The 24,698-nt window shown below is 31.1% G+C and carries 27 protein-coding genes and 1 other annotated feature; of the genes, 17 read left to right on the forward strand and 10 right to left on the reverse strand.

From position 1 onward, the window contains the following. Positions 1-3: 3 nt before the first annotated feature. The 9 genes from Q0O83_RS04790 (at position 4) to Q0O83_RS04830 (ending at position 7,933) form a co-directional block, all read left to right on the forward strand. Positions 4-828 carry an NAD+ synthase gene (locus Q0O83_RS04790; RefSeq protein WP_294094612.1) on the forward strand — a complete coding sequence of 275 codons (825 nt, stop codon included), beginning with the start codon at positions 4-6 and terminating at the stop codon, positions 826-828. A 17-nt stretch (positions 829-845) separates the two neighbouring features. After that, positions 846-1,238 carry a hypothetical protein gene (locus Q0O83_RS04795; protein ID WP_294094614.1) on the forward strand — a complete coding sequence of 131 codons (393 nt, stop codon included), beginning with the start codon at positions 846-848 and terminating at the stop codon, positions 1,236-1,238. After that, complete coding sequence (locus tag Q0O83_RS04800; protein ID WP_294094616.1) at positions 1,228-1,647, forward strand: YchJ family metal-binding protein; 420 nt, start codon at positions 1,228-1,230, stop codon at positions 1,645-1,647. The genes Q0O83_RS04795 and Q0O83_RS04800 overlap by 11 nt, the downstream gene beginning before the upstream one ends. 25 nt (positions 1,648-1,672) lie before the next feature. Continuing rightward, a complete protein-coding gene (locus Q0O83_RS04805) occupies positions 1,673-2,959 on the forward strand; it encodes a hypothetical protein (RefSeq protein WP_294094618.1) in 1,287 nt (428 codons plus the stop codon). 247 nt (positions 2,960-3,206) lie between these two features. Further along, complete coding sequence (locus Q0O83_RS04810; RefSeq protein ID WP_294094619.1) at positions 3,207-4,016, forward strand: DUF3100 domain-containing protein; 810 nt, start codon at positions 3,207-3,209, stop codon at positions 4,014-4,016. Further along, positions 4,009-4,476, forward strand: coding sequence for a hypothetical protein (locus Q0O83_RS04815; protein WP_294094621.1), 468 nt, complete (start codon positions 4,009-4,011; stop codon positions 4,474-4,476). The genes Q0O83_RS04810 and Q0O83_RS04815 overlap by 8 nt, the downstream gene beginning before the upstream one ends. A 44-nt stretch (positions 4,477-4,520) precedes the next feature. Beyond that, positions 4,521-5,837 carry an amidohydrolase gene (locus Q0O83_RS04820; protein ID WP_294094622.1) on the forward strand — a complete coding sequence of 439 codons (1,317 nt, stop codon included), beginning with the start codon at positions 4,521-4,523 and terminating at the stop codon, positions 5,835-5,837. 211 nt (positions 5,838-6,048) lie between these two features. Beyond that, positions 6,049-6,642 (forward strand): TetR/AcrR family transcriptional regulator, encoded by a 594-nt coding sequence (locus Q0O83_RS04825; RefSeq protein ID WP_294094624.1) that lies wholly within the window; start codon positions 6,049-6,051, stop codon positions 6,640-6,642. Further along, positions 6,632-7,933 carry an outer membrane protein transport protein gene (locus Q0O83_RS04830; protein WP_294094625.1) on the forward strand — a complete coding sequence of 434 codons (1,302 nt, stop codon included), beginning with the start codon at positions 6,632-6,634 and terminating at the stop codon, positions 7,931-7,933. Before Q0O83_RS04825 ends, Q0O83_RS04830 begins: the two co-directional genes overlap by 11 nt. A 41-nt stretch (positions 7,934-7,974) precedes the next feature. Here Q0O83_RS04830 and smpB read toward each other — a convergent pair whose 3' ends face one another. From smpB to hrcA, 10 genes are all read right to left on the reverse strand, one after another. Beyond that, on the reverse strand, positions 7,975-8,418 hold the full coding sequence (gene smpB, locus Q0O83_RS04835; protein WP_294094626.1) for an SsrA-binding protein SmpB: 444 nt from the start codon (positions 8,416-8,418) through the stop codon (positions 7,975-7,977). A 3-nt stretch (positions 8,419-8,421) separates the two neighbouring features. After that, positions 8,422-10,569: a ribonuclease R gene (gene rnr / locus Q0O83_RS04840; RefSeq protein WP_294094628.1), complete on the reverse strand. Its 2,148-nt coding sequence runs from the start codon at positions 10,567-10,569 to the stop codon at positions 8,422-8,424. Positions 10,570-10,587: 18 nt separating this feature from the next. Beyond that, positions 10,588-11,151: a bis(5'-nucleosyl)-tetraphosphatase (symmetrical) YqeK gene (yqeK, locus tag Q0O83_RS04845; RefSeq protein WP_294094629.1), complete on the reverse strand. Its 564-nt coding sequence runs from the start codon at positions 11,149-11,151 to the stop codon at positions 10,588-10,590. Positions 11,152-11,206: 55 nt separating this feature from the next. After that, positions 11,207-11,746 carry a GerMN domain-containing protein gene (locus tag Q0O83_RS04850; RefSeq protein ID WP_294094630.1) on the reverse strand — a complete coding sequence of 180 codons (540 nt, stop codon included), beginning with the start codon at positions 11,744-11,746 and terminating at the stop codon, positions 11,207-11,209. Between the two features lie 8 nt (positions 11,747-11,754). Further along, complete coding sequence (locus Q0O83_RS04855) at positions 11,755-12,786, reverse strand: N-acetylmuramoyl-L-alanine amidase (protein ID WP_294094632.1); 1,032 nt, start codon at positions 12,784-12,786, stop codon at positions 11,755-11,757. A gap of 72 nt (positions 12,787-12,858) precedes the next feature. Then, positions 12,859-13,131 carry a preprotein translocase subunit YajC gene (gene yajC, locus Q0O83_RS04860; protein ID WP_294094634.1) on the reverse strand — a complete coding sequence of 91 codons (273 nt, stop codon included), beginning with the start codon at positions 13,129-13,131 and terminating at the stop codon, positions 12,859-12,861. 70 nt (positions 13,132-13,201) lie between these two features. Beyond that, positions 13,202-14,365: a molecular chaperone DnaJ gene (dnaJ, locus tag Q0O83_RS04865; RefSeq protein WP_294094635.1), complete on the reverse strand. Its 1,164-nt coding sequence runs from the start codon at positions 14,363-14,365 to the stop codon at positions 13,202-13,204. 79 nt (positions 14,366-14,444) lie between these two features. Then, positions 14,445-16,256, reverse strand: a complete 1,812-nt coding sequence (gene dnaK, locus Q0O83_RS04870; protein ID WP_294094637.1) for a molecular chaperone DnaK — start codon at positions 16,254-16,256, stop codon at positions 14,445-14,447. A 45-nt stretch (positions 16,257-16,301) separates the two neighbouring features. Further along, positions 16,302-16,832 (reverse strand): nucleotide exchange factor GrpE, encoded by a 531-nt coding sequence (gene grpE, locus Q0O83_RS04875; protein ID WP_294094653.1) that lies wholly within the window; start codon positions 16,830-16,832, stop codon positions 16,302-16,304. After that, on the reverse strand, positions 16,822-17,817 hold the full coding sequence (gene hrcA / locus Q0O83_RS04880) for a heat-inducible transcriptional repressor HrcA (protein ID WP_294094639.1): 996 nt from the start codon (positions 17,815-17,817) through the stop codon (positions 16,822-16,824). The genes grpE and hrcA overlap by 11 nt, the downstream gene beginning before the upstream one ends. A 214-nt stretch (positions 17,818-18,031) precedes the next feature. On the opposite strand from hrcA, the gene ptsP reads away from it, so the two are divergent. The 8 genes from ptsP (at position 18,032) to Q0O83_RS04920 (ending at position 24,643) form a co-directional block, all read left to right on the forward strand. Next, a complete protein-coding gene (ptsP, locus tag Q0O83_RS04885; protein WP_294094640.1) occupies positions 18,032-19,789 on the forward strand; it encodes a phosphoenolpyruvate--protein phosphotransferase in 1,758 nt (585 codons plus the stop codon). Continuing rightward, positions 19,786-20,055, forward strand: coding sequence for an HPr family phosphocarrier protein (locus Q0O83_RS04890; RefSeq protein ID WP_294094642.1), 270 nt, complete (start codon positions 19,786-19,788; stop codon positions 20,053-20,055). Before ptsP ends, Q0O83_RS04890 begins: the two co-directional genes overlap by 4 nt. Positions 20,056-20,060: 5 nt before the next feature. Continuing rightward, positions 20,061-20,927, forward strand: coding sequence for a 4-hydroxy-3-methylbut-2-enyl diphosphate reductase (gene ispH, locus Q0O83_RS04895; protein WP_294094644.1), 867 nt, complete (start codon positions 20,061-20,063; stop codon positions 20,925-20,927). Then, on the forward strand, positions 20,920-22,542 hold the full coding sequence (locus Q0O83_RS04900; RefSeq protein ID WP_294094646.1) for a S1 RNA-binding domain-containing protein: 1,623 nt from the start codon (positions 20,920-20,922) through the stop codon (positions 22,540-22,542). Before ispH ends, Q0O83_RS04900 begins: the two co-directional genes overlap by 8 nt. Before the next feature lie 106 nt (positions 22,543-22,648). Then, positions 22,649-22,785 (forward strand) — a sequence feature (ribosomal protein L20 leader region). A 12-nt stretch (positions 22,786-22,797) separates the two neighbouring features. Next, positions 22,798-23,310, forward strand: a complete 513-nt coding sequence (infC, locus tag Q0O83_RS04905) for a translation initiation factor IF-3 (RefSeq protein WP_294094647.1) — start codon at positions 22,798-22,800, stop codon at positions 23,308-23,310. Positions 23,311-23,337: 27 nt separating this feature from the next. Continuing rightward, positions 23,338-23,544, forward strand: coding sequence for a 50S ribosomal protein L35 (rpmI, locus tag Q0O83_RS04910; protein ID WP_294094649.1), 207 nt, complete (start codon positions 23,338-23,340; stop codon positions 23,542-23,544). A 52-nt stretch (positions 23,545-23,596) separates the two neighbouring features. Then, positions 23,597-23,947: a 50S ribosomal protein L20 gene (gene rplT, locus Q0O83_RS04915; protein ID WP_023050246.1), complete on the forward strand. Its 351-nt coding sequence runs from the start codon at positions 23,597-23,599 to the stop codon at positions 23,945-23,947. Between the two features lie 132 nt (positions 23,948-24,079). Beyond that, complete coding sequence (locus Q0O83_RS04920) at positions 24,080-24,643, forward strand: tetratricopeptide repeat protein (RefSeq protein WP_294094651.1); 564 nt, start codon at positions 24,080-24,082, stop codon at positions 24,641-24,643. The last annotated feature ends 55 nt before the right edge of the window (positions 24,644-24,698 follow it).

A 24,698-nucleotide genomic window follows, 5' to 3' on the forward strand; every position in this document is an offset into this window, starting at 1 on the left:
AAAATGAGTCATAAATTGGATTTAGATTTAAATTTAGTTGAAAATATATTAGTTAATTTCTTAAGAGAGGAAGCTAATAAGGTTGGATTTTCTAAAGTGGTATTGGGATTATCAGGAGGAATAGATTCAGCGTTAGTAGCTTATTTAGCAGCAAAGGCTTTTGGCCCTGAAAATGTTTTAGGAATTCTTATGCCATATAAAGCCTCTAGTAAAGAGAGTGTAGAACACGCTAAGCTAGTTGTAGAAGATTTAGGAATACAATCAAAATTAATAGAGATAACTCCAATGGTTGAACCATATTTTGATATGAATCCAGATATGGATGGGTTGAGAAAAGGAAATAGAATGGCAAGAGAAAGAATGTGCATTCTATTTGATTACTCAGCAAAAGAAAAAGCTTTAGTTCTAGGAACATCAAATAAAACAGAGATGTTATTAGGATACAGTACTCAATTTGGAGATGCAGCTTCAGCTATAAATGCTATAGGAGATCTATATAAAACACAAGTTTGGGAACTTTCAAGACATATGGGAGTTCCGGAAGCACTTATTGATAAAAAACCAAGTGCAGACCTATGGGAAGGGCAAACAGATGAAAGTGAATTAGGATTTTCTTATGCATTAGCTGATGAAATTTTATACTCTTTAGTTGATGAAAGAGATAAAAAAGAGGATGTAATTGCAGCTGGATATTCTGAGGAGATTGTAAATAAGATTATTTGGAAAATTAAATTGTCACAATATAAAAGAAAATTACCTCTAATAGCGAAGGTGTCGACTAGAACTATAGGAAGAGAGTTTAGATATCCTAGAGATTGGGGAGTATAAAATAAGGAGGGCTAAATTTGAGAGGGGAAGAGCAATTAAGGGAAGAGTTACAAGAGTTTCAGAAAGAAAAGGAAAGAATTAGAAATATTGTTGGTCAAATAGGTGGTTCAAGTAGCAATCAAAATAAAATAGTTAACACACTTCTGATAGTAATAATAGTTGCATTGTTAGTTTTAGGAGGGATTTTTAATAGAATAACTTCAAGCCTTGCAATTCAAGTTGCTATTTTATTTAGTGTTATAAAATTAATTTGGATGTTTTATGAATCACAAAGAGCAAGTCATTTCCAATTTTGGATATTAAACTCTTTAGAGTTCAGAATAAATGAGATTTATAAAAAAGTAAAAAAAATAGAAAAAGAGTTGGATGAATTAAAAAAAGTAGAGGAGTCAAATCAAAATGATAAATAATTTTAAAACTGCTGAAGAGTTAATGAGAGCGAGATATTCTGCTTTTGAAACTGGAAATATCGAGTTTATAGTGGATACACATCATCCTGATAGCAAAGCTGATATGGATGTTGAAGAGACAAAAAAATGGGCTTTAAACTCTGAATGGCTAGGGTTGGAAATTGTTTCAACAGAAGCAGGAAAAGAGGAGGATTCAGAAGGAATCGTAGAATTTAAAGCTTTTTATAAAGAGAATGGACAAGATGTTGTTCATCATGAAAAAAGTCAATTTTTAAAAGTTGATGGAAAATGGTATTACTATGGATGGTTACCTCTTCAAGGAACTATCGTAAAAGAAGAGAAAATAGGAAGAAATGACCCATGCCTTTGTGGATCTGGTAAAAAATATAAAAAATGTTGTGGAAAATAAACTTTTTATATAGGGAGAGTAGTAAATGAGAATTGCTATTGTAGGTTACCCTGATTCCGTAAAAAAGATTTTAAAAACTTTGGAGCCTCAATATCCTCAAATAAAATTTATAGCATATGAGATAGAAAAACTGGGGAGTTTTGTAGAAAATTTAAAAGAACTTAAGGGAAGAGTTCATGGTATATTTTCTACTGGAATAGGTGTTCATTCTGAAATCGTGAGCAAATTGAATCTAGATGTTCCAATGGTTTATTCGAATAGAGAAGCAGGAAGTGTTTTGAAAGCTCTTTGGGAAGTGAGAGAGGACTATTCAGAGATTAAAAATTTGAAAATAGGTTTTGATATAGTAGAAAGAGATGTTTTGATGGATACGTTAGAGGAGTTCGGAATCTCTTTGAAAAGCATAAATGTTCAGGAGTATGAGGTAGACAAAGGTGAATCTGATTTTTTAGATGAGCATATCAGAAATTTAATAAGAAATGATGTGGATTGTATTTTTACAGCATTTGGATATGTTTATGACTATTTTAAAAAGAAAAATAAACCAGTTTATAGATTGCAGGCAACTAAAAATGAGATAATTAATCAAATGGAAGCTTTGCTAAAAGATATAAAAATAAATGAAAATTCTAAAAATAGAATTGGAGTTAAAGTATTAAAAGTTGTAAGAAGATTTAGAAAAGATGAAAACTATTATGATAAAAGTGTCTTTAGAATGAAGCTAAATCAAATATTTTTAAAATATTCTAAAGAGTTACAAGGAAGTTTTCAGGAGCTGCTAGAGGATGAATACATCTTTTTTACAACTCAGAGAATTTTGGAAATAAAAGATAGCGAGATAAATTTTTTAAAACTATTAAATGAAGTTTCTATTTTAGGTGGAAAAGTATTTGTAGGAATAGGTTATGCTGATAATATTCAAGAAGCATCTATTAATGCAAAAAAAGCTTTAAATATAAGTTTAATGAATGGAAAAGGTGAAATATATCTTTTCTCTGATGATAAGATAAGAGGTCCTCTTTATAAAAGAAACAGATATGACTATAGTACAAAAATAAGTGACACTATAGATAAGGAAGCAAAGAAAATAGGAGTTACAGCGAAATATTTGTCTAAAATAAGAGCACTTCAAGAAAGCTTCAGAAAAAAAGAGTTTACTAGTAAAGAGTTAGCAGAAATTTTAGAAATAACTGAAAGAAGTGTAAATAGAATCGTAAAACCAATTATAGAAAATGGGTTTGCAGAGATTTTAGAATATGAGGTTTGCTCTAAAGCTGGGCGTCCTAGAAGAGTTATCAAATTTAAGTTTTAATATAAAGATATGAAAAGAATTTGGGATATTAAAGGACCGAATTCTTTTTTTATTTTCAAATAAGTTTTATTTTTGATCTTAAAAGGTTCAAAAACAGAACAATAAAATTTGTTTTAAAATAAAAAATTCGAAAAAAAGCTTGACATAATATCAAAAAAATAGTATTATTTCATTATTGAAATTAAGGACCTATTAAAGACAAAGTCTTAAGGGTTAGAAAAAATTAAGTTAAGGAAGAGTGAGTACTATGAACAAGAACACAATTAATGTTTTTTTAGTTGTAACAATTATTTCACTAGTATGTGAAAAAATTGGAAAAATTCAATTGGGAAAAGTAGCTTTATTCCCAATGTTATTTGCGGTTATTATTGGAATGGCATTAACACCAGATTTACTAGGAAAAAAGGTAGCAAAATTAAGAGAGATTATTGGAGAGAAAGAGATGAAAATAGCCAGTGATATGGTTATGCTAATTCTTTTAATGTTAGGAATAAAATTAGGAACTTTCGTAGGACCTAATTTAGATAAAATTATCCAAGCTGGTCCAGCATTCTTAGCTCAAGAGTTCGGACATGTTTTAGCACCTTTAGTAGCAGTTCCACTAGCTTTAAAATTAGGATTAAACAGAGAAGCGATTGGAGCAGGATCAAGTATCAGTAGAGAAGCTTCATTAGGAGTAATCGGAGAGAAATATGGAATAGCTTCACCAGAAGGAAGTGGAGTTTTAGGAGTATATTTAGCAGGTACAATCGTTGGAACAATATATTTTGGAATTTTAGGATCGTTATCAGTTTACTCTGGAATTCATCCATTAGCATTAGGAATGGCTTGTGGAGTAGGAAGTGGAAGTATGATGACCGCAGCAGCTTCATCATTAGCTGAAGTTGTAGGACCTGAGTATGCAGAGCAAGTGTTTGCATATGCATCAACAAGTAACATGTTATCGGGATTAACAGGAGTAAATATCCTTGTATTTATATCATTACCATTCACAGAGTGGTACTATAAAAAATTAGCTCCAAAGTTTGCAAAAAAGGAAGTGAAGCAAAATGCGTAGTTTAGATCTTAAAAAATATATATTATACTTTATACTTATGTCGATAACAGGAGTTATCGTTTTAGCAGGACAGGCTATAGGATTACAAAAACAATTTATAGGAGCAATCCCAGGAATGTTTTTAATTATTGCACTAGCTTTAGCATGTTTTGCGGTTAAGGATGCTTTTCCAAAGTTCCCTTTACCAGCATATGCGTTATCAACTATAGTTGGAATGATAGTAAGTATTCCAGCGTTATCGATATCAAAATTCTTTGCACCACAAATTGGAACAGTAGAATTTATGCCACTTTGTACACCACTATTAGCTTTTGCAGGAATTTCTGTAGGAGATAAAATAGAGGAATTAAAAGCTATGTCTTGGAAAATAGTAATAATTGCAGTAGCAGTATTTACAACGATATTCTTTGCATGTGCTTTAATAGCTCAAACGGTATTAAAGTTACAAGGTGTAATTTAATTATAAAAAACGATTAAGATTTACTTAGGGTTAAGGAGAAAACTATGAACTTAAATGAGATTAAAGAGAGAGTAATAAAAGCTATTGATGACAATAGAGATGTAATTTTAGCAGCTGGAAAAGCTATGTATGATAATCCAGAGTTTGGATATAAAGAGTTCGAAGGAACAAAGATAGTTTCAAACTACTTTAAAAATGAGTTAGGATTAGAGGTAGAAGAAGGAATTGCCTACACAGGATGTAGAGCAAGATCAAATAAAGATATAGAAGGGCCTAAAGTTGCTATTTTAGGAGAGTTAGATGCAATATCTTGTAGTGATCATACTGATTCAAACGAATTAGGTGCAGTTCACGCTTGTGGTCATCACATCCAAATCGCAGGGATGCTAGGAGCAGCAACAGGACTTATAAAGTCTGGAATCTTAGCTGAGCTAGGTGGAAAAGTAGATTTTATGGCAACTCCAGCAGAAGAGTTCGTAGAGTTAGGATATAGAACTAAATTAAGAGAAGAGGGAAAGATAAAGTACTTCGGTGGAAAGCAAGAGATGATATACAACGGTTCATTTGATGATGTTGATATGGCTGTAATGTTCCATGCCTTAGATTTAGGAGATAAAAAAGTTTTAACAGGACCAGTAAGTAATGGATTTATAGGAAAAACTGTTAAATTTATAGGAAAAGAAGCTCATGCAGGATCAGCTCCTCATGAAGGAATAAATGCTTTAAATGCAGCAATGTTAGGAATTAACAATGTACATGCTCAAAGAGAAACATTTAAAGATAGTGATAGAGTAAGATTCCATCCTATTATAACAAAAGGTGGAGATATAGTTAACTCTGTACCAGCAGATGTTAGAATGGAAGCTTATGTAAGAGCTAGAACAATCGAAGGAATGATCGATGCTAATAAAAAGGTAAATAGAGGATTAACAGCAGGAGCATATGCTGTAGGAGCAGAGATAGAAATAACTGAGCTTCCTGGATATTTACCAATATTAAAGCATGATTCAATGGAAGATGTTTTAGAAGGTAACTTAGAATACTTAGGATTAAAAGATGATATGATAAAAGGTGGGGACTTCACAGGATCATTTGATTTTGGAGATGTATCTCACATAATGCCAACATTACACCCTATGTTTGGTGGAATCAATGGAGCTCTTCATACAAGAGAGTTTAAAACTGTTGATAATGATGTGGCAATTTTAATGCCAGCGAAAGCTTTAGCTTTAACAGTTGTAGATTTACTGTTTGCTGAAGGTAAAAAGGCAAAAGAAATTTTAGATAACTTTAAACCTGTTATGACAAAAGAGCAATATTTAGAGTTCATGCAGTCAAATGATAAAGTTATAAAAGCTTAATAAAATAATACCTTATTTAATAATTTCTCATATGGAAGAGGCTAGTTTTCTAGCCTCTTTTTGTTATTTTTAAATAATTTCATAACAGTGTTTTGTAAAAAATAAAGTTATTTCATAACAGTGGTATATAATAAAGTGTTTGTATTTGTTTATCTTATGAGATATAATATAGGATGTGTTTAAAAATAACATAACATATAGGAGAATTATTATGGGGAGAAAGCCTAATTTTAGTAGAGATGAAATATTAGAAAGTGCATATGAAATCTTAAATAATGAGAACTTAAAAGAGGTTACAGCAAGAAATGTAGCTAAAAAATTGGGAGTTTCAACAATAGGAATTTATTCAGCTTTTAAATCTATGGATGAGTTGAAAAATGAACTTTCAAAAAAAGCAAAGACAAAACTTTTTGAATATACAAAACGTGACTATACAGATTTATCGCTTTTAAATATTGGAATAGGGATATGTCTTTTTGCAAAAGAGGAAAAAGCTTTATTTAGAACTATCTTTTTAAGAGAAGGATTACCGAGAGAGTTTATGGATGAAGTAATGGATGATTTTAGAAATTTAATCTACAATGGATTTAATAACAATAAAGAATACAATCAATTTCCTGTGGATATAGTTGAATGGGTGATAAAAAAAGGATGGTATTTTTCTCATGGTTATGCCACTTTAATTTGTACAGGATTTTATCCAGAAATAGAGTTTGAAACATTTAAAACAGAAGTTATAGAGATGGGTGATTTGTTGATAAACAAAGCTTTAGAAATGACGAAGGAGAGAGAAAATGAAGTTTAAGCAAAAATTAATGATACTAGGAACAATATTATCAGCAACTAGTTTTGCAGGAAGTATAGATTATCTTTCACAGCAGGATGCAGAGTATTTAGCACATCCAGCTATGGTAGGTAAAATTGGAGTATCTGGGGCATATTACAATCCAGCTGGATTGGTTTGGTTAGAGGATGGAACATACATTCAAGTTAACAATCAAACGCATTTGAAAGATTATAGTATGGAATATAATGGAGAGAAATTTAAAAGTGATAAAGCGTCACCAGCTGTTCCAAGTGTACAGATTGTAAAAAAAACTGGAGATACAGCATACTTTTTCCATGCAGGAGCAATAGCGGGTGGAGGTAGTGTTGCTTATGGTGGAGGAATAGCTACTTTTCCTGAGATAGTTGGAAGTAATCCACTATTTGGATTAATAGGAGCAGAATATGTAGGTGGGTCTACGATTCATGGTCAATCATATTATGTTGCTTTTCAAGGAGGAATAGCTAGAAAGTTTAACGAAGCTTGGAGTGGAGCAGTTGGATTAAGATTAGTTGATGCTGAAAGAAAATTTAAAGGTGAAGGAAACTTTGAATATAATAATCTTGGAGGAGGGCTGGGTTCTGGAAAAGCTAAGTTTGATATCGATTCAGAAAGAACAGCTTTTGGAGCTTCTGGAATATTCGGATTAAACTATCATCCAAATAACAAATTTAATCTAGCTATGAGATATGAAACAGAAACAAAGTTAGATTTTGATAACAAAGAATCTAAATTAAGAAAAGGCTTTATAGAATCAACAGGAAGTTCAGTATTAGGAGATAAATTCTATGATGTGGTACTTGGTAACCCAGCTATAAAACAATGGATGTCTGAGGGAAGTGGAAGAAGAAATCTTCCAGCAGTAGCAGCTTTAGGAGCTTCTTATAAAGTGGCAGAAAAAACTACTTTATTAGCTTCAGGTAACTACTACTTTATAAAAGAAGCTGGAGATGATTTAGGAAACTTCGATCACTATGACAACGGTTATGAAGTAGCAGTTGGAGTAGATTATGAATTAAATGAAAAGTGGACTTTTATGACAGGATATCAATATACAAATACTGGAGCAAATGAGAAAACTTACACAGATACAGATTATGTTTTAGATGCTGATATGTATTCTATGGGAGCTAAGTACAAGTACAACTCTCAGCTTGATTTAATGGGAACTTACTCATTCGTTCAATATAAAACTGATAAGAATTTAAAAGATATAACATATAAAAAGCGTGTTAGTGCAATTGGATTAGCAGCGATATATAAATTCTAATAAAAAAGCAGATGATTTTAATTTCATCTGCTTTTATAATTTTAATCTCTATCTTTAACAGCTCTCTCAATTGTTCTTTGCTGATCTTTTTTAGCTAAAGAGTCACGTTTATCATAATTCTTTTTACCTCTAGCTAAAGCAATTTCAACTTTAACATACCCTTTTGATAGGTGTATATTTAAAGGAACTATAGTATAACCTTTTTGAGTAACTTTCTCATGAAGTTTTTTGATCTCTCCTTTGTGTAAAAGTAGTTTTCTAACTCTTCTCTCCTCAGGATTATAAACACTTCCGAAAGACCAAGGAACAACAGTCATTCCCATTATAAAAATCTCTCCATTGATTATTCTAATAAAAGCTTCCTTTATACTTGTTTTTCCAGCTTTAATAGATTTAACCTCACTTCCAACAAGCTCAATACCAGCTTCGAACCTATCTTCAACAAAATAATCAAAAAAAGCTTTTTTATTATTAGCTAATATCATAAATTAAAATCTCCTTTCTTTTCTTCTCCCTGTATATTCTTGATGAAACTCAGTAGGAATAACTTCAATCTCAAGCATTTGTAAATCTGCTCTGACAGTTAAAATATCCATTTTATCCCCTAAATGGAATTCTCTACCAGTATCTATGTCTTTCATTACATAGTCAGTATCGTTGAATTCATAGAAGTTTTGAGCTGTAGTTACATCCCAGAAACACTCTACGTGTTCTTCTGTTTCAAAGAAAATCTTTTTATTATTAAATCCAACTATAGTAGCTTTGAATTCATCTCCAATTTTATCAAGCATATACTCAACTACTTTTATTTTAATACTTTCATCCTCTATTTTCATGGCCTTTCTTTCTGTCTGAGATATATGAACAGTAACTTCAGGAAGATAGTTGATTAAAGTACCATATTGTTTTTTAGTTGGATACCCATTTAATGAAATATTTAAAATTCTATGGATTAGTAAATCCGCATATCTTCTAATCGGTGACGTAAAGTGTGTATAGTAATTAGATGATAATCCGAAGTGACCTAAGTTTTCTACTCCGTATCTAGCTTGTTTAAGTGACATTAAAATCATCTTATGTACAATCATATTTATTCCTCTAGCTTCTGAATCTTCAATTATAGATTGGAACTTTTTAGGATGTAAATCTTCAAATGAGTGAAGCTTATATCCGAATTTAGAAAGAGTATCGCTTAGATTTTTAACTCTTTCAGGATCAGGAGTTTCATGAACTCTATAAACAGATGGCATCTCTAACCAGAAAAGTTTTTCTGCTACAGCTTCGTTGGCCATAATCATAAAATCTTCAATTATTCTTTCAGACTCTCCTCTTTCAATATTTTTTAAATATTTAACTTTTTTATTCTCATCTAAAACAGCTTTAACTTCAGGAAGATCAAAATCAATTGAACCTCTGTTATATTTGATAGCTCTTATAATTTTAGAAAGTTCTAACATTGTAAATAGCATATCAACGATATCTGAGTATTTTTCTGTTGTTTCAGGGTCTTTAGCAATAATTTTATTTACATTTGTATAAGTCATTCTGTGTACTGTATTAATTACTGACTTATAAGTTTGTACATCAATTGCTCTTCCATGTGAATCAATTAAAAGTTCAACAGAGAAAGTAAGTTTATCTTCGTGTGGATTTAAAGAACAAATTCCATTTGAAATCTCTTTAGGGAACATTGGAAGAACTCTATCAACCATATAAACCGAGTTTCCTCTTTTCTCAGCTTCTTTATCTAATTTAGAACCTGTTGGAATATAGTGAGAAACATCAGCTATTGCAACGATAAGTTTGTAGTAACCGTTATCTAACTTTTCAACATAAACAGCATCATCTAAATCTTTTGCGTCGTCACCATCAATTGTTATGATTGGAAGATGTCTTAAATCTTTTCTCTTTTTAATCTCTTCATCAGATATAGTAATAGGAATTTGACGAGCTTCTGCTAGAACATCATCTGGGAACTCTTCAGATAATCCCTCTCTTAAAATTAAAGCCTTTATCATATTATCAGTATCAAATGGATTTCCAATTTTTTCAACTATTTTACCTTCAGGTTTTTTCTCATCGCTTCCCCAGAAAGTCATTTCAACAACTACAAGTTCTCCATCTTTTGCTTTATTGAAGAAGTTTTTAGGAATATAGATATCTCTACCAAAAGATTGTGTAGGTCTAACAAAACCAAAATTTTCTTTCTTTTCAAATATTCCAATTATTGTATTTTTCTCTCTGATTAGAACGTTTACAATCTCTCCCTCTTTCTTTCCTTTTCCTTCAGGAGAAGTAACATTGATTAAAACAGTATCTCCGTCTAATGCATTTCCAAATTTACTTCTAGGAATGAAATATCCTTCAGTATCTGTATCAACAAATCCAAATTTACCTTTTATATTTGAGAATTTACCTTTAACAAATCCTAAATTTTCAGGGATATTATATTTGTTTCTTTTGTTTTTCATGATTTCACCAGTTTCTAACCAGTGCTCAAGAATCTCTCTATTATCTTTTTTATATTTAGGTGACCATCCTAACGCTTTTGTAATTTCATCTAAAGTTAAGGCTTTACTACCTTTTAAAACTTTTTTTAATTGTTCCAGTTGTTTATCTAATTTTGTTTGTTTCATAATTTTTAATTCCTCCTATTAGCTCAAATTTAAGAGCCAATTACGCATCTCAACAGAGTTTACATGTATCACATGATTCTCTTTTAAAAGATACTCAATTTTTTTGTTTACCTCTAATAAAATAGCTTTATCTAAATTTATTAAAGATAAATCTCTAATTTTTTCAACATATGGGTAATCTCTTTTAGGTTCTATAGCATCAGCTAAGTAAACTATTTTTTCAACTACACTCATATCTCTACGACCAGTTGTATGATATTTAATGGCATTTAAAATTTCAGAATCTGTGATATTAAATTTTTCTTTTGCAAAATAAGTACCAATGTAACTATGTAAAATCTCAGCATTTGAAAGATAATCTTTTGTTTCATCATAAAAGTGTTCTTTAGATAGATTTATAAGGTCATCTCTTTTAAATTCTTTGGCATAGTCATGTAGTAATGAAGCAATAGCAACTTTATTTAAATCAGCTTTGTAAATTTTTCCTAAAGAGATAGCAGTTTCTAAAACTCTAACAGAGTGCTCGTATCTTTTTTTAGAAAGAATATCTTTAATTTCATTTTTTAAAAAATCTATATCCATAAAATGTCCTCCAAATTTTGAAAAAGGAGTTTCAGTGCAAGAAACTCCTAAAAAATTATATATTACTATTTAATTTATAACTTTTATTAATATTGATAAAGTTAACTTTATCTGTAGGGGCTCCATTTATAAGAAGTACAACAGTATCAGCTCCGCCAGGAGTCAATAAACTGTTTACAAAAGAATAGATTAAAAGAAGTTCCTCTTGAGGGTTCTTTGCAGAGGCTAAAACTTTAGAATCTAAATCTAAGTAGATAGTTCTATTTTTTAAGTATACTTCGTATTTTAAGCTTTCTTTTTTTAAAATTTGTTTCTCTTCTAGTTTTAATATAAGCTGCGAGATAATATCTTTTAAAATATCCTCTTTATTGATTAAGTTAGAACTTAATATGATATCTTGAGAAGATAATTTTCCAACTTTAAAATCAGGGAAAAAAATCAGAGTAGTGATTTCAGTTTTTTTAATAGACTCTATAGTAGGAGCAGAAATAGAAGTTACTATTTCACTTTTTTTATTTAATCTATTTGAATATATCCCAGTAGCTACAGTTATAGAAGTTAAAATTACTAAAAATATTTTTAGTTTATTTGACATAATTCCTCCTAATAGAAAAATGATCTGATTTTGTTTGCTAACTCATCAGCCATAACATTTTGATTACTCTCTTTTGAAAGTTTAGTAACCTCAACTTTATTTGTAATAAATCCAAGTTCAACTAAAATTCCAGGACCATTAAATCCTCTAAGAACAGCAAAATTTGCTCCGTAGATACCTCTATCTCTCATATTTAATCTTTTAGCTAAAGATGTATTTAGTGGTTTAGCGATATTTATAGATTTTTCCATATTTTTATTGTAAGCTAACTCTCCCATTATTTGGGCGATACTTCCAGTTTTTTCACCATATTTTTCTCCGAAACTATTCTCATATGCAGCTATTTTTTCAGCATAAGGAGAGGATTTCTTTGAAAAATAGAAAATCTCAGCACCTTGAGCAGATGCATTGTTAGATGCATTTAAGTGTAGGCTGACAAAAAGATCTGCTTTAGCTCTATTTGCAACTCGGCTTCTTTCAGAAAGTGTAAGGTATCTATCATCACTTCTTGTCATAATAACATTAAAATCCTTAGATAGTCTAGTCTGTAATTTTTTAGCTACAGCTAGTGCAATATCTTTTTCTTTATAGATTTTAAAGCCGATTGCTCCAGGATCTTTTCCTCCATGTCCAGCATCGATAGCTATAGTGAACTCTTTTTTAGAAGAGGTTGTGGGTCTCAAATCCACAACGATTCTATGAGGATTAGTTAAAGAGTAGACTTTATGTCCAGCACCCTTTTTTAACTTTATAAAAAATCCAACATTAGTTCCATAATCGATTAAATCTATTTTCTCAATACTTTTTCCAATAAAGCTTGAAGGGTTAAATTTTGTGTTCATTTTAACTTTGTCAATTTCTAAGAAAAGTAATCGGTTGTACTCATCATAGCTGCTATTAAACTTGGGTTTAACTTGACTTGAAATATCAAAAACTAATTGTGCAGGGTTATTGTTCATTCTGACTTTTTGAATAGTTCCATTAGCAAAAATAGTAAAGGAAACTAAACAAAATATAAAAAATATAAGGTATTTTTTCATAATTGCTCTCCATCAGTTTAGAATAATAAAATAGGATGGAAAGTCATCCATCCCATCCTTTTGTAAATATTTTTATTTTAAAACTCTTGTTATAGAATTCTTAAGCACTTGGATGTTAACACCTTTATCAACTCTTATAGTTAAGAATTCAGGACTAATATTAGTAATAGTACCTTTAATTCCACCTGAAGTTATAACGTCAGCCCCTTCTTTTAATGAGTCTAACATCTCTTGATGTTTCTTTTGCTTCTTCTTGTTTGGTAAGATAAGTAGGAAGTAGAATACAGCTGCCCAAATAGCAAATGTAAGAATCATACCACCATATTTAGCAAATAGTTCGTTCATATTATAGCCCCCTTAAATAATATTTTTCTAAGACAAGTATATCATAAGGTTATTTTCTTTTCAATAAAATTTAAGAGAAGAAGTTCTTTAGTTTATCAAAGAAGTTTTTGTTATCTTTATGATTTTTATCTTTTAAACTTTCATCAAACTTTCTTAATAACTCTTCTTGCTCAGAACTTAAATTAACAGGAACTTCAATTTTTATTCTAACAATTTGGTCTCCAGTATAAGGGCTTCTAGGATTTTTAATTCCTTCACCTTTCATTTTAAATAGTTTATCATTTTGAGTTCCAGCAGGAATCTTAATAGTTTTCTTACCGTTTAGTGTAGGGATTTCAATCTCTCCACCAAGAGTAGCCTTAGCAAATGTAACAGGAACATCACAAATTATATCTACACCGTTTCTTTCAAAGAATGGATGTTGTTTAACAGAGATGTAAACATATAAATCTCCATTAGGGCCACCCTCTGTACTTGCATTACCCATACCAGAAAGTCTTAATTTTTGTCCATCATCAATTCCAGCAGGAATCTTAATAGTTTTTTCTACGACTTCAGTATCTATACCTGTACCATGACATTTCTTACATTTCTTTTCAGGAACTTCCCCTTTACCGTGGCAAGAGTCACACTCTTGAGTTGTTTGGAAGTTTCCAAACACAGTTCTTTGAGTAACATGAATAGTTCCAGTACCATTACATTTAGAACATTTGCTCATCTTAGAACCTTTTTCAGCTCCTGTACCATGACAAGTTCCACAAGAACCAGTTCTCTTATATTTTAATGTTTTTTCTACACCTTTAGCAGCTTCTTCTAAAGTTAATTCAAGATTATATCTTAAATCCTCTCCAGGCTCAGGTCCTCTTTGACGAGATCCACCGAAACCACCAAATCCACCTCCACCGCCGAAGAATGAACCGAAAATATCTCCTAAATCTTCAAATCCACCACCGAAACCGCCAAATCCACCAGCTCCAGCACCGCCTCCACCATTTTCAAAAGCAGCATGTCCAAATCTATCATACTGAGCTCTTTTATTTTCATCTGAAAGAACCTGATATGCTTCATTGATTTCTTTGAATTTATCTTCAGCTTCTTTTTTCTCAGTTTCACTAGCCCCACTAAATTTATCTGGGTGATATTTCATAGCAGCTTTTCTATAAGCTTTTTTTATCTCTACATCAGAAGCACCTTTGGCAGCTCCTAAAACTTCATAAAAGTCTCTCTTAGCCATTTAAAAAAATCCTCCGTTTCTTAAAATAAGGGATAGAGTAGCTCTATCCCTTAAGTAAAGTATATATTAATTAGTAATATTAGTCAACTATCTCAGCATCAGCAACATCGTCTTTAGCGTTGTTTTCTGGGTTAGCTCCACCTTGTTGGTTAGCTTGAGCATCTTTGTAGATCTCTTCAGCTAATTTATGAGCAGCTGTAGATAATTTTTCGATAGCAGCGTCAATAGCGTCTTTATCTTCTCCATCTTTTACTTTTTTAAGTTCTTCGATAGCTTCTTCGATAGCTTTTTTCTCGTCTTCAGTTACTTTTTCAGCATAATCTTTTACTGATTTTTCAGTTGAAGCGATTAACATATCAGCTTTATTTCTAGTTTCAACTAACTCTTTGAATTTTTTATCTTCAGCTTCGTTAGCTTCAGCATCTTTTTTCATTCTTTCAATCTCATCAGCAGATAAGTTTGTAGAACCAGAGATTGTTACGTTACTGATTTTTCCAGTTCCTAAATCTTTAGCAGAAACATGAACGATTCCGTTAGCATCGATATCGAAAGTAACTTCGATTTGAGGAACTCCTCTTGGTGCAGCTGGGATTCCTTCAAGGTTGAACTCTCCTAATTTATGGTTATCAGCAGCTTTAGCTCTTTCTCCTTGTAAAACATTGATTGTAACAGCTGGTTGGTTATCAACAGCAGTCGAGAATACTTGTGATTTCTTTACAGGAATTGTAGTATTTCTCTCGATAATCTTAGTGAATACTCCACCTAAAGTCTCAATTCCTAAAGATAATGGAGTAACATCAAGAAGTAATACATCTTTAACATCTCCCATTAAAACTCCACCTTGAATAGCTGCTCCTTCAGCAACAACCTCATCTGGGTTGATTCCTTTGTTTGGCTTCTTACCGAAGTATGATTCTACCCACTCTTGAACTGCAGGAATTCTTGTTGATCCTCCAACTAATAATATCTCATCGATATCAGATGGATTTAATCCAGCAGCTTTTAAAGCATCCTTTGTAGGAACTTGTGTAGCTTCAACTAAATCTCTAGTTAAGTCGTTGAACTTAGCTCTAGTTAATTTTATATCTAAATGTTTAGGTCCTGTAGCATCCATAGTGATGAATGGTAAAGAGATGTGTGCTTCCATTAATGTAGAAAGTTCTTTCTTAGCTTTCTCAGCAGCATCCTTTAATCTTTGGTAAGCCATTTTGTCATTTCCTAAATCGATTCCGTTTTCTTTTTTGAACTCTTCAACTAAGTATTTGATAACAGCATCATCGAAGTTATCTCCACCAAGATGGTTGTTTCCTGAAGTTGAAATAACTTCAATTACACCGTCTGCGATTTCAAGGATTGAAACGTCGAATGTTCCTCCACCAAGGTCAAATACTAATACTCTTTCCTCTTTACCAGCTTTTTCTAATCCGTAAGCTAGTGCAGCAGCAGTAGGCTCATTGATAATTCTTTTTACATCTAAACCAGCGATAACTCCAGCATCTTTTGTAGCTTGTCTTTGAGCATCTGTAAAGTAAGCAGGAACAGTTATAACTGCTTCAGTTACTGTTTCTCCTAAGTAAGCTTCAGCATCTGATTTTAATTTCTTTAAAATCATTGCAGAAATTTCTTGTGGAGTGTAGTTCTTTCCGTGAATATCAACTTTATGGTCAGTACCCATATGAGTTTTGATAGATAAGATTGTAGACATTGGGTTAGTGATTGCTTGTCTTTTTGCAATCTCTCCAACAATAATCTCTCCGTTTTCTTTTATACTTACAACAGATGGAGTTGTTCTAGCTCCTTCTGCATTAGAGATTACTGTAGTAGATCCACCCTCCATTACTGCAACACATGAGTTAGTAGTTCCTAAGTCAATTCCTATAATTTTTGCCATTTAAAAAACCTCCTAATATATCTGAATTTTTTTAATTTTTCTAATTTATTTTTTACAAACTTTAACCATTGAGGGTCTAATAACTTTTCCCTTCATTTTATAACCTTTTTGGAATTCAGCAATTACTTCATCGTTAGCATGATCAGCTGAATCCTCTACAGCTACAGCCATATGTAGATGAGGATCGAAAGATGCTTTTTCAGTCTCAATCGCTTCTACACCTTCACTAGCAACAGTACTTTTCATTTGAGAAAGAGTTAATTCAACTCCTTTAACTAATGAATCGAAATCTTTTGATTCAGAAGAAGCTGCGATAGCTCTTTCTAAGTTATCAACGATGTCTAAAACTTTTACAATTATCTTTTCAGAAGCAAAAGCTTTTAAATCATCAAACTCTTTTTCTTTTCTTTTAGTAAAGTTTTGGAACTCAGCTTGTTTTCTTAAGTAAGAGTTCTTCCAATCATCTACTTCTGTTTTTAATTTATCTATTTCATTTTCTTCAGAAAGAGTTTCAACAGTCTCTCCGCTTTCTATTGTTTCGTCGATTATTTCATCTTTTATATCTTTATCTGTCATTACTATCTCCTTCATTACTTATTTCTATAATAACTTTATTAACCTCTTTAGTGACATGTTGAATAAGTCCCATAGTCTTAGAGTAAGACATCCTCTTAGGACCCATAACTCCGATGATTCCAGGAGAGTTATCCACATTGTAAACTGAAAAAACAAAACTGTAGTCTTCTAAACCTTTAACAGCCAACTCTTCACCGAAGATAACATTAACTTCTCCCTCTTTAAAAGGTTTTGATTTGATAGCTTCTTCAAAAAGTTCTTTGATTTTTCCTCGTTTTGAGAAAATATCTAAGACATCACTTATATCATTCACCTGTTTGTCTCTGAAGATTTCAGATGAGTTTTCTAAGAAAAGCTTTCCTTCTACTTCACTATAAACAAAGTCAATAATTTTTTCAATCTCATGAGATTCAACAAAATGATTTTTAATCTCGTTATTAATATTTTGAGAAAGTTTAGCTAATTCCTCTTCACTACACATCTCATCAAAAAAGATTTTTTTAGTACGAACGCTTTTGTTTTCCATAACAATTACAGCCATAGCCATATAATCATCGATGTGGACAAGTTCAACTTTTTTTATCTTCTCTTTTTTGTGAGTAGGTTCAATAACTATTCCAACATAGTTAGTCAACTTTGAAAGTAAAGTTGAAGTTTTCTTTAAAACAGAGTCAAGTTCTCTCATTTTAATTTCATAAACAGAGTTTATTCTTGCTTGCTCTTCTCTTGAAAGTTTTTCAATTTTTAAAAGCTCTTCTAGGTAAAATTTATATCCCCTGTCTGTAGGGATTCTACCAGATGAAGTGTGGGTTTTTACGATAAATCCCATGTCTTCTAAATCAGACATTACATTTCTTATTGTTGCAGAGGATAGATCGATATTATATTTTTTTACAAGTGCTCTAGAACCAATTGTTTCACCAGAAAGTAAATAGAAATCTATAATGGCACTAAGAACAAGTTTTTCTCTATCACTGACAACCATAAAATCACCCTTTTCAACTTTTTATTAGCACTCGCTGTTACGGAGTGCTAAACTTGAAATTAATATAATACAAAATAAAATAAAAGTCAATAACTTTTTTGAAAAATATTAAAAAATTATTCAAGTGAAAAATTAAAGCATAAATAATAGTTTAAAAAAAGAGAGAAATACGGTATAATTTTTTTAGAGAAAAAATAGTCAAGGGGTGAGTGAAATGGGAGTTATTGTAGGTAAAAGTATTTTTCCTGGAATAGTTATAGGTCAACCCTATATAGAGAGAAAAAAAAAGATAGATATTGAAAATTATAAAATTTCATCTGATAAAATAGATGAGGAGATTGAAAGATTTTTAGGAGCGGTTCAGAAAGCTAAAAGTGATATAAAACAAATTAAAAGTAACTTAGAAGGCAAAATAAGCAAAGAGGATTTACAAATTTTAACAGTTCATATAATGATGTTAGATGATCCTCAGTTTATAACAGATATAAAAAAAGGGATAAAAAAAGAGGGAAATAACGCTGAATCGGTTGTAAAAAAAGTTTCAAATAAATATATTGAGATGTTTGAAAAAATAGCGGATCCTATATATAAGCAAAGAGCTTTAGATATAAAAGATATAAGTGAAAGAATAATAATGAGCTTAACTTCTGAAGAGGGAGTGGATTCAAATTTAGATGGTAAAATTTTAGTTATAAGAGAGTTGCTACCTTCAGAGCTTTTAAAAATTTATTATAGTGGAATTAAATTAAATGGAATTATTATGGAGTATATGGGAGAAACATCTCATACAGCTATTTTAACAAAAGCATTAGAGATTCCAACTCTGATGGGTGGAAATGATATATTTTCAGTCGACTGGGGAGATCAAATAATATTAGATACGACATCTATGGAAGGAAAGGTTGTAACCAATCCAGATACAAAAACACTTAATAGATGCGAAGAGGATAAAAATAGATATAGAAATAAAATTAAAGAGATAGAAGAGACAATAGATAAAGAAACGGTAACTTTAGATGGAGAAAGGGTGTATCTACATCTGAATATAGGTGGACGATTAGATATAGCTCAGGTGTGTAGAAAAAATCCAGATGGGATTGGTCTACTGAGAACAGAACTTATATATATGGATGCAGAAGAGTTTCCAGATGAAGAAAAGCAACGTAAAATATATGAAAATATAGCTCGTGAGTTTGATGAAACGCAGCCGAATAAACCTATAATCATAAGAACATTAGATATTGGAGCAGATAAAAAACTATCTTATTATAAGATGGTGGATGAAGAGAATCCATCACTAGGATGTAGAGGGATGAGGTTAACTTTATCAGATAAGGGGCTATTTAAAAATCAGATAAAAGGGATATTAAGAGCAGCAGAGCACCACAATATAAAGATGATGTATCCGATGATAACCAATTTAAAAGAGATTAATGAAGCTAAAGATTTAGTTCAAGAGTGTAAAAGAGAGCTTTTAGAAGAGAATAAAACATTTAAAAATGATATAGAGATTGGAATGATGGTAGAGGTACCTTCAAATGTTATGCTTGCAGATGTGTTTGCGGATTATGTAGATTTCTTTTCGATAGGAACAAACGATTTGACTCAGTATATATTAGCTACAGATAGATATAGTCCGATTGCTGAAAAGTTATATGATTGTTATGATCCTGCTGTTATAAGAGCTATTGAAATGGTTACAAGTGCAGCTTTGAAAAAAAATAAAAAAATCTCTGTTTGTGGTGAGATGGCTGGAGAAGACGCAGCTGTAATAGGTTTGTTGAGTTTAGGAATAAGAGAGTTAAGTATGGCACCGGCGTATATTCCTAAAGTAAGAAATCTAGTTAGAAAAATTAGAATTTCAGAGTTAGAAGATATAAAATTTAGTATGCTGAAAGCTAAAAATTCAGAAGAGATAAAAGAGATATTAAACGAATATTTATATAAAGTAGAAGGGAGAAATGTAGTATGAAAAAAGTAGAAGTGACAATAAAAAATAAAGCGGGATTACACGCTAGACCATCATCTTTATTTGTTCAAACGGCGAGTAAATATGATGCAGATATAAATGTAATTTTTGAAGATGAAACTATAAACGGAAAAAGTATAATGGGGTTAATGCTTCTTGCAGCAGAGCAAGGTAGAGTTTTAACATTAGAGTGCGATGGTCACGATGAGGATGAAATGATTGCTGAGTTAATAGAATTAATAGAAGTGAAAAAGTTTAACGAGGAGTAAAATCTGTGGAGATAATAAGAGCTGAAAAAATGGGTTTTTGCTTTGGAGTAAAAAAAGCAGTAGAAACTTGCTATGAAGTAGCTAAAAATAATAAAAATAAAAAATATATTTTAGGAATGGTAGTTCATAATAAAGATGTTGTAAGAGAGATGGAAAATATCGGGTTTATAACATTGGACGAAAAAGATATATTGGCGGAAAGAGATCCTTTAGAAAAAGGGGATGTCATAATAGTAAGAGCACATGGAACAACTTTAGAAATAATGGAAAAATTAAAGAAAAAAGAGGTCGAAATAAAGGATGCTACATGTATTTTTGTAGATAAAATAAAAGAGATTCTCATAGAGAGAGAGAGCTTAGGAGATGAAATAATATTTATCGGAGATAAAGAGCACCCAGAAGTTAAGGGGATTGTTTCGTTTGGAAAAAAAATCAATATTTTTAAAAATATTGATGAATTAAAAGAAAGTTCTTTAGATAAAGATAAAAGATATACAGTATTAACTCAAACAACTTTAAATAAAAAAAAGTTTTTAGAGATGAAAGAATATTTAGAAAAATACTATTCAAATGCCCAGATATTTGATAGGATATGTGGAGCGACAAGCGAAAGACAGGAAGCTACTAGAAAGTTATCAAAAATATGTGATATAGTTATTGTAATAGGAGATTTAAAAAGCTCGAACAGTAAAAAACTTCTAGAGGTAGCTTTAGCTGAAAATCCAAATAGTTATTTGGTTCAAAATGAAAATGAGTTGGATTTAGGAATGTTTTCTGAGAATATGAAAATAGGAATAACAGCTGGAGCATCAACTCCTGAAGATATCATAAAAAAAATAGAAAATAAAATAAGGGGGAACTTTAATGTCTAACTTTGATTACTATGAAGATTTTGAAGCATTACTAAATGAGTACATGCCAATAAAAGAGGATGAGGAGCTAAAAAGAAAAGTAACTGGAACAATTGTAAATACAGACAGAAACTTCACATATCTAGAGGTAGCGGGAGAACCAAAAGCTGTAAGAGTAAGAACAGAGGAATTAGCAGGATATTCTGTAGGAGACGAAGTTGAAGTTCTAATAGTTTCACAATTAGAAGAGGACGATTCACTAGTATTAATCGCTTCAAAAAGAAGAGTTGATATGGAGATTGGTTCAGAAAAGTTAAATGCAGCTTTCAATAATAATGAGACTGTAACAGGAAAAATTCTGAAGAAAGTAAAAGGTGGATATGTTGTTGAGTTATTCTTCCAACAAGGATTCTTACCAAACTCATTATCAGAGATTCCATTTGATCAAGGAGATTCTTTCGTAGGTCAAGAAGTTTCAGTAGTTATAAAAGATGTAAAAGAGGATAAAAAAGGTAAAAAGATTCTTTTATCTAGAAAAGAGATTGTAGCAGCTAAAGAGTTAGAAGCGATTGAGAAATTAACTTTAAACAGTGTTGTTAAAGCTACAGTATTAGACGTTCTAGACTTTGGTTTAACTGTAAAGTTAGATGGAGTAAGAGGATTTATACATATATCAGAGATAGATTGGAAAAAAACAGTAGATTTACAAAACCTATATAAATCAGGGGATGTAATTGAAGCTAAGATTATAGAGATTGAAAAAGAAAAGAGAAATGTAAGATTATCAATAAAAGCATTAAGAAAAAATCCATGGGAAATTTTAGCTGAAAAGTACGCTTTAGGTTCTGAAGCTACTGGAAAAGTAACAAGAGTAGTAAACTATGGAGCGTTTGTTGAATTATTACCAGGTGTTGAAGGATTAGTTCATACATCTGATTTCACTTGGGCAAGTAAAAAAGTTAACGTGAATGCTTTTGTAAAGGTTGGAGATGAAGTGAAAGTTGTTATCACGGAATTAAATCCAGCTGAAAGAAAATTAAAGTTAGGAATGAAACAACTTAGTGCAAACCCATGGCAAGATGCTTCGGAGAAATATGCAGTTGGATCAACTTTAACTGGAACAGTAGTAGAGGTTAAAGCATTCGGAATTTTTGTTGAAGTAGAAGAGGGAGTAGATGGATTTATTCATAACTCTGATTTTGCATGGTCAGGAAATAAAAAATACTCTAAAGGAGATAAAGTTGAGTTTAAAGTAACTGAACTAAATCTAGAGGCACAAAAAATAAAGGGAAGTATCAAGGATTTAACAAAGAGTCCTTGGGAAACAGCTTTAGAAAATTACAAAGTTGGAGATAGAATAGAAAAAGAGATAAAAAATATTCAAGACTTTGGAATGTTCGTTAAATTAGGAGAGGGAGTAGATGGGTTTATTCCAACTCAATTAGCATCTAAAGATTTTATTAAAAACTTAAAAGATAGATTTAATGTAGGAGATACAGTTTTAGCTGAAATAGTTGAAATTGATTCTGAAAAGAAAAGAATAAAGCTTTCTATAAAAAAAGTTCAATTAGAAAAAGAGAAAAATGAAAATAGAGAACTTTTAGAAAAGTATGGAACTTCTTCAAGCGAAGAGTAAAATGAAGAGAGGTCCTCAAATTAAAGAGGACCTCAATAAAATCAATAAAAAATTAAGTTGACTTTTTGTACAATTGTGTTATAATTATTAAAGACAATTAATAAGATTTATCAAGAAGAAACTTCCTGTTTCTCACCTTATGGGGGATAACCTACATAAAGGTATTTAAATTTTTGTTTAGGGCTAGCCTTAATAATTATTTGAGTTTAACAGGAATTTTATATCCTGTTTTTTTTATTTGATAGTTAATAGGAGGTGTCTATTATTTCGGACAAGGTTAGAATCAACGAAAAGATAAGAGGTAGAGAGTTAAGAATTATCTCTGAAACTGGTGAACAATTAGGAATTATGTCAGCTATGGAAGCTTTAGAATTAGCGGTACAAAAGGAGTTAGACTTAGTTGAAATATCTCCAAATGCTGCACCACCAGTATGTAAAATAATGGATTATGGAAAGTATAAATACGAGCAAACTAGAAAAGCTAAAGAAGCTAAGAAAAACCAAAAGCAAGTTATACTTAAAGAGGTTAAGTTTAGAGCTAGAATAGATCAGCACGATATGGATACAAAAATAGGACATGTAACAAAGTTCTTAGAGAAGGACAACAAGGTTAAAATAACTCTTGTTCAGTACGGAAGAGAAAGAATGTACGCTGATCAAGGAATTGAAATGTTAGATCAAATATCTGAAAGATTCGTTGAAATCGCAGATGTTGATAAAAAATATAATGATAAGCAAAAATATTTGATCTTATCACCAAAAAAATAGTGAAGATTCGAGAGGAGGAACATTACAATGCCAAAAATGAAAACTCATAGAGGTGCTAGAAAGAGAATTAAAGTAACTGGAACAGGAAAGTTCGTTGTTAAGAAGCCAGGAAAGAGCCATATCTTAACTAAGAAATCAAGAAAAAGAAAGAACAGATTAAAGAAGGATACAGTTATCACTTCTACATTAGAGAAGCACTTAAAAGGATTATTACCATACGGAGTAGGAAGATAATAATTCTTTAGGAATATTATTGTTAAAGAACCAATTTTAGGAGGATAAGTAAATGAGAGTTAAGACTGGAATAGTTAGAAGAAGAAGACATAAAAAAGTTTTAAAAGCTGCTAAAGGATTTAGAGGAGCGTCAGGTGACGTTTTCAAGCAAGCTAAACAAGCAGTAATGAGAGCAGAAGCTTTCTCAACAAGAGATAGAAAAGTTAGAAAGAGAAAGATGAGACAATTATGGATCATCAGAATCAACGCTGCTGCAAGAATCAACGGATTAACTTACTCAACTTTAATGAACGGATTAAAGAGAGCAGGAATCGAGTTAGATAGAAAAGTATTAGCTGATATCGCTTTAAACAATGCAGCTGAGTTCGCTAAATTAGCAGAAACTGCAAAAGCAGCATTATAATTTTACTTAAAAAGAGCTTAGGCTCTTTTTTTTTATTCTTTAAAAGTCTTTTTAAAATTTCTTAAATAAAAAGCAAAAATATGATATAATTCTCGAAGAGAAGTAGTTTTAAAAAACCTAAGGGGGATTAAAATGCTAAGAAAAAAGATACTAAAGAGAATAGATATAAGTAAGAGAGAGTTATTAGACCAAGAACAAGAGGTAAGATTTGAACTTTTAACAAAAGCTAATGATATTGAAAACTTAGAAAAATTAGGAACAATACTTTTTTATAAAAGAGATTGCGAAGGAGCTTTAGAAATCTATGAGAAACTTAGAGTTTTAGGGAAAAAAGATAGTGAAACTATTGGATTTCTAGGATATTTAAACTATGAGTTGGGGAATTATACAAGAAGTATAAAATACTTTAATGCGTTTTTAGACAAAAAACCTGGGGATGCTTTTATATATTTTTTACTTGGAAATGCATATTCAAGAGCAGGTAAAATAATAGAGGCTATAAATAGTTATGATTTTGCAATATTTTTAGATTTGGATATTTATAGTGCTCATCTAGATTTTGCAAAAGAGTATGAATATTTAGGTAGGTATAAAAAATCACTGAATGAGTACATAGCGGCTTATGAGATTGACCCTAGAGATAAAGAGATCAAAGAAAAAATAGAATATTTAAAAGATAAAATTAAGAGTAAATAAGAATCTGTTAACTAAAGATGAAAAATAGGTCCAGTTCTTTGAAAAGGGATAAAGA

The organism is uncultured Cetobacterium sp., assembly GCF_945952365.1.
Taxonomy (GTDB): Bacteria; Fusobacteriota; Fusobacteriia; order Fusobacteriales; family Fusobacteriaceae; genus Cetobacterium_A.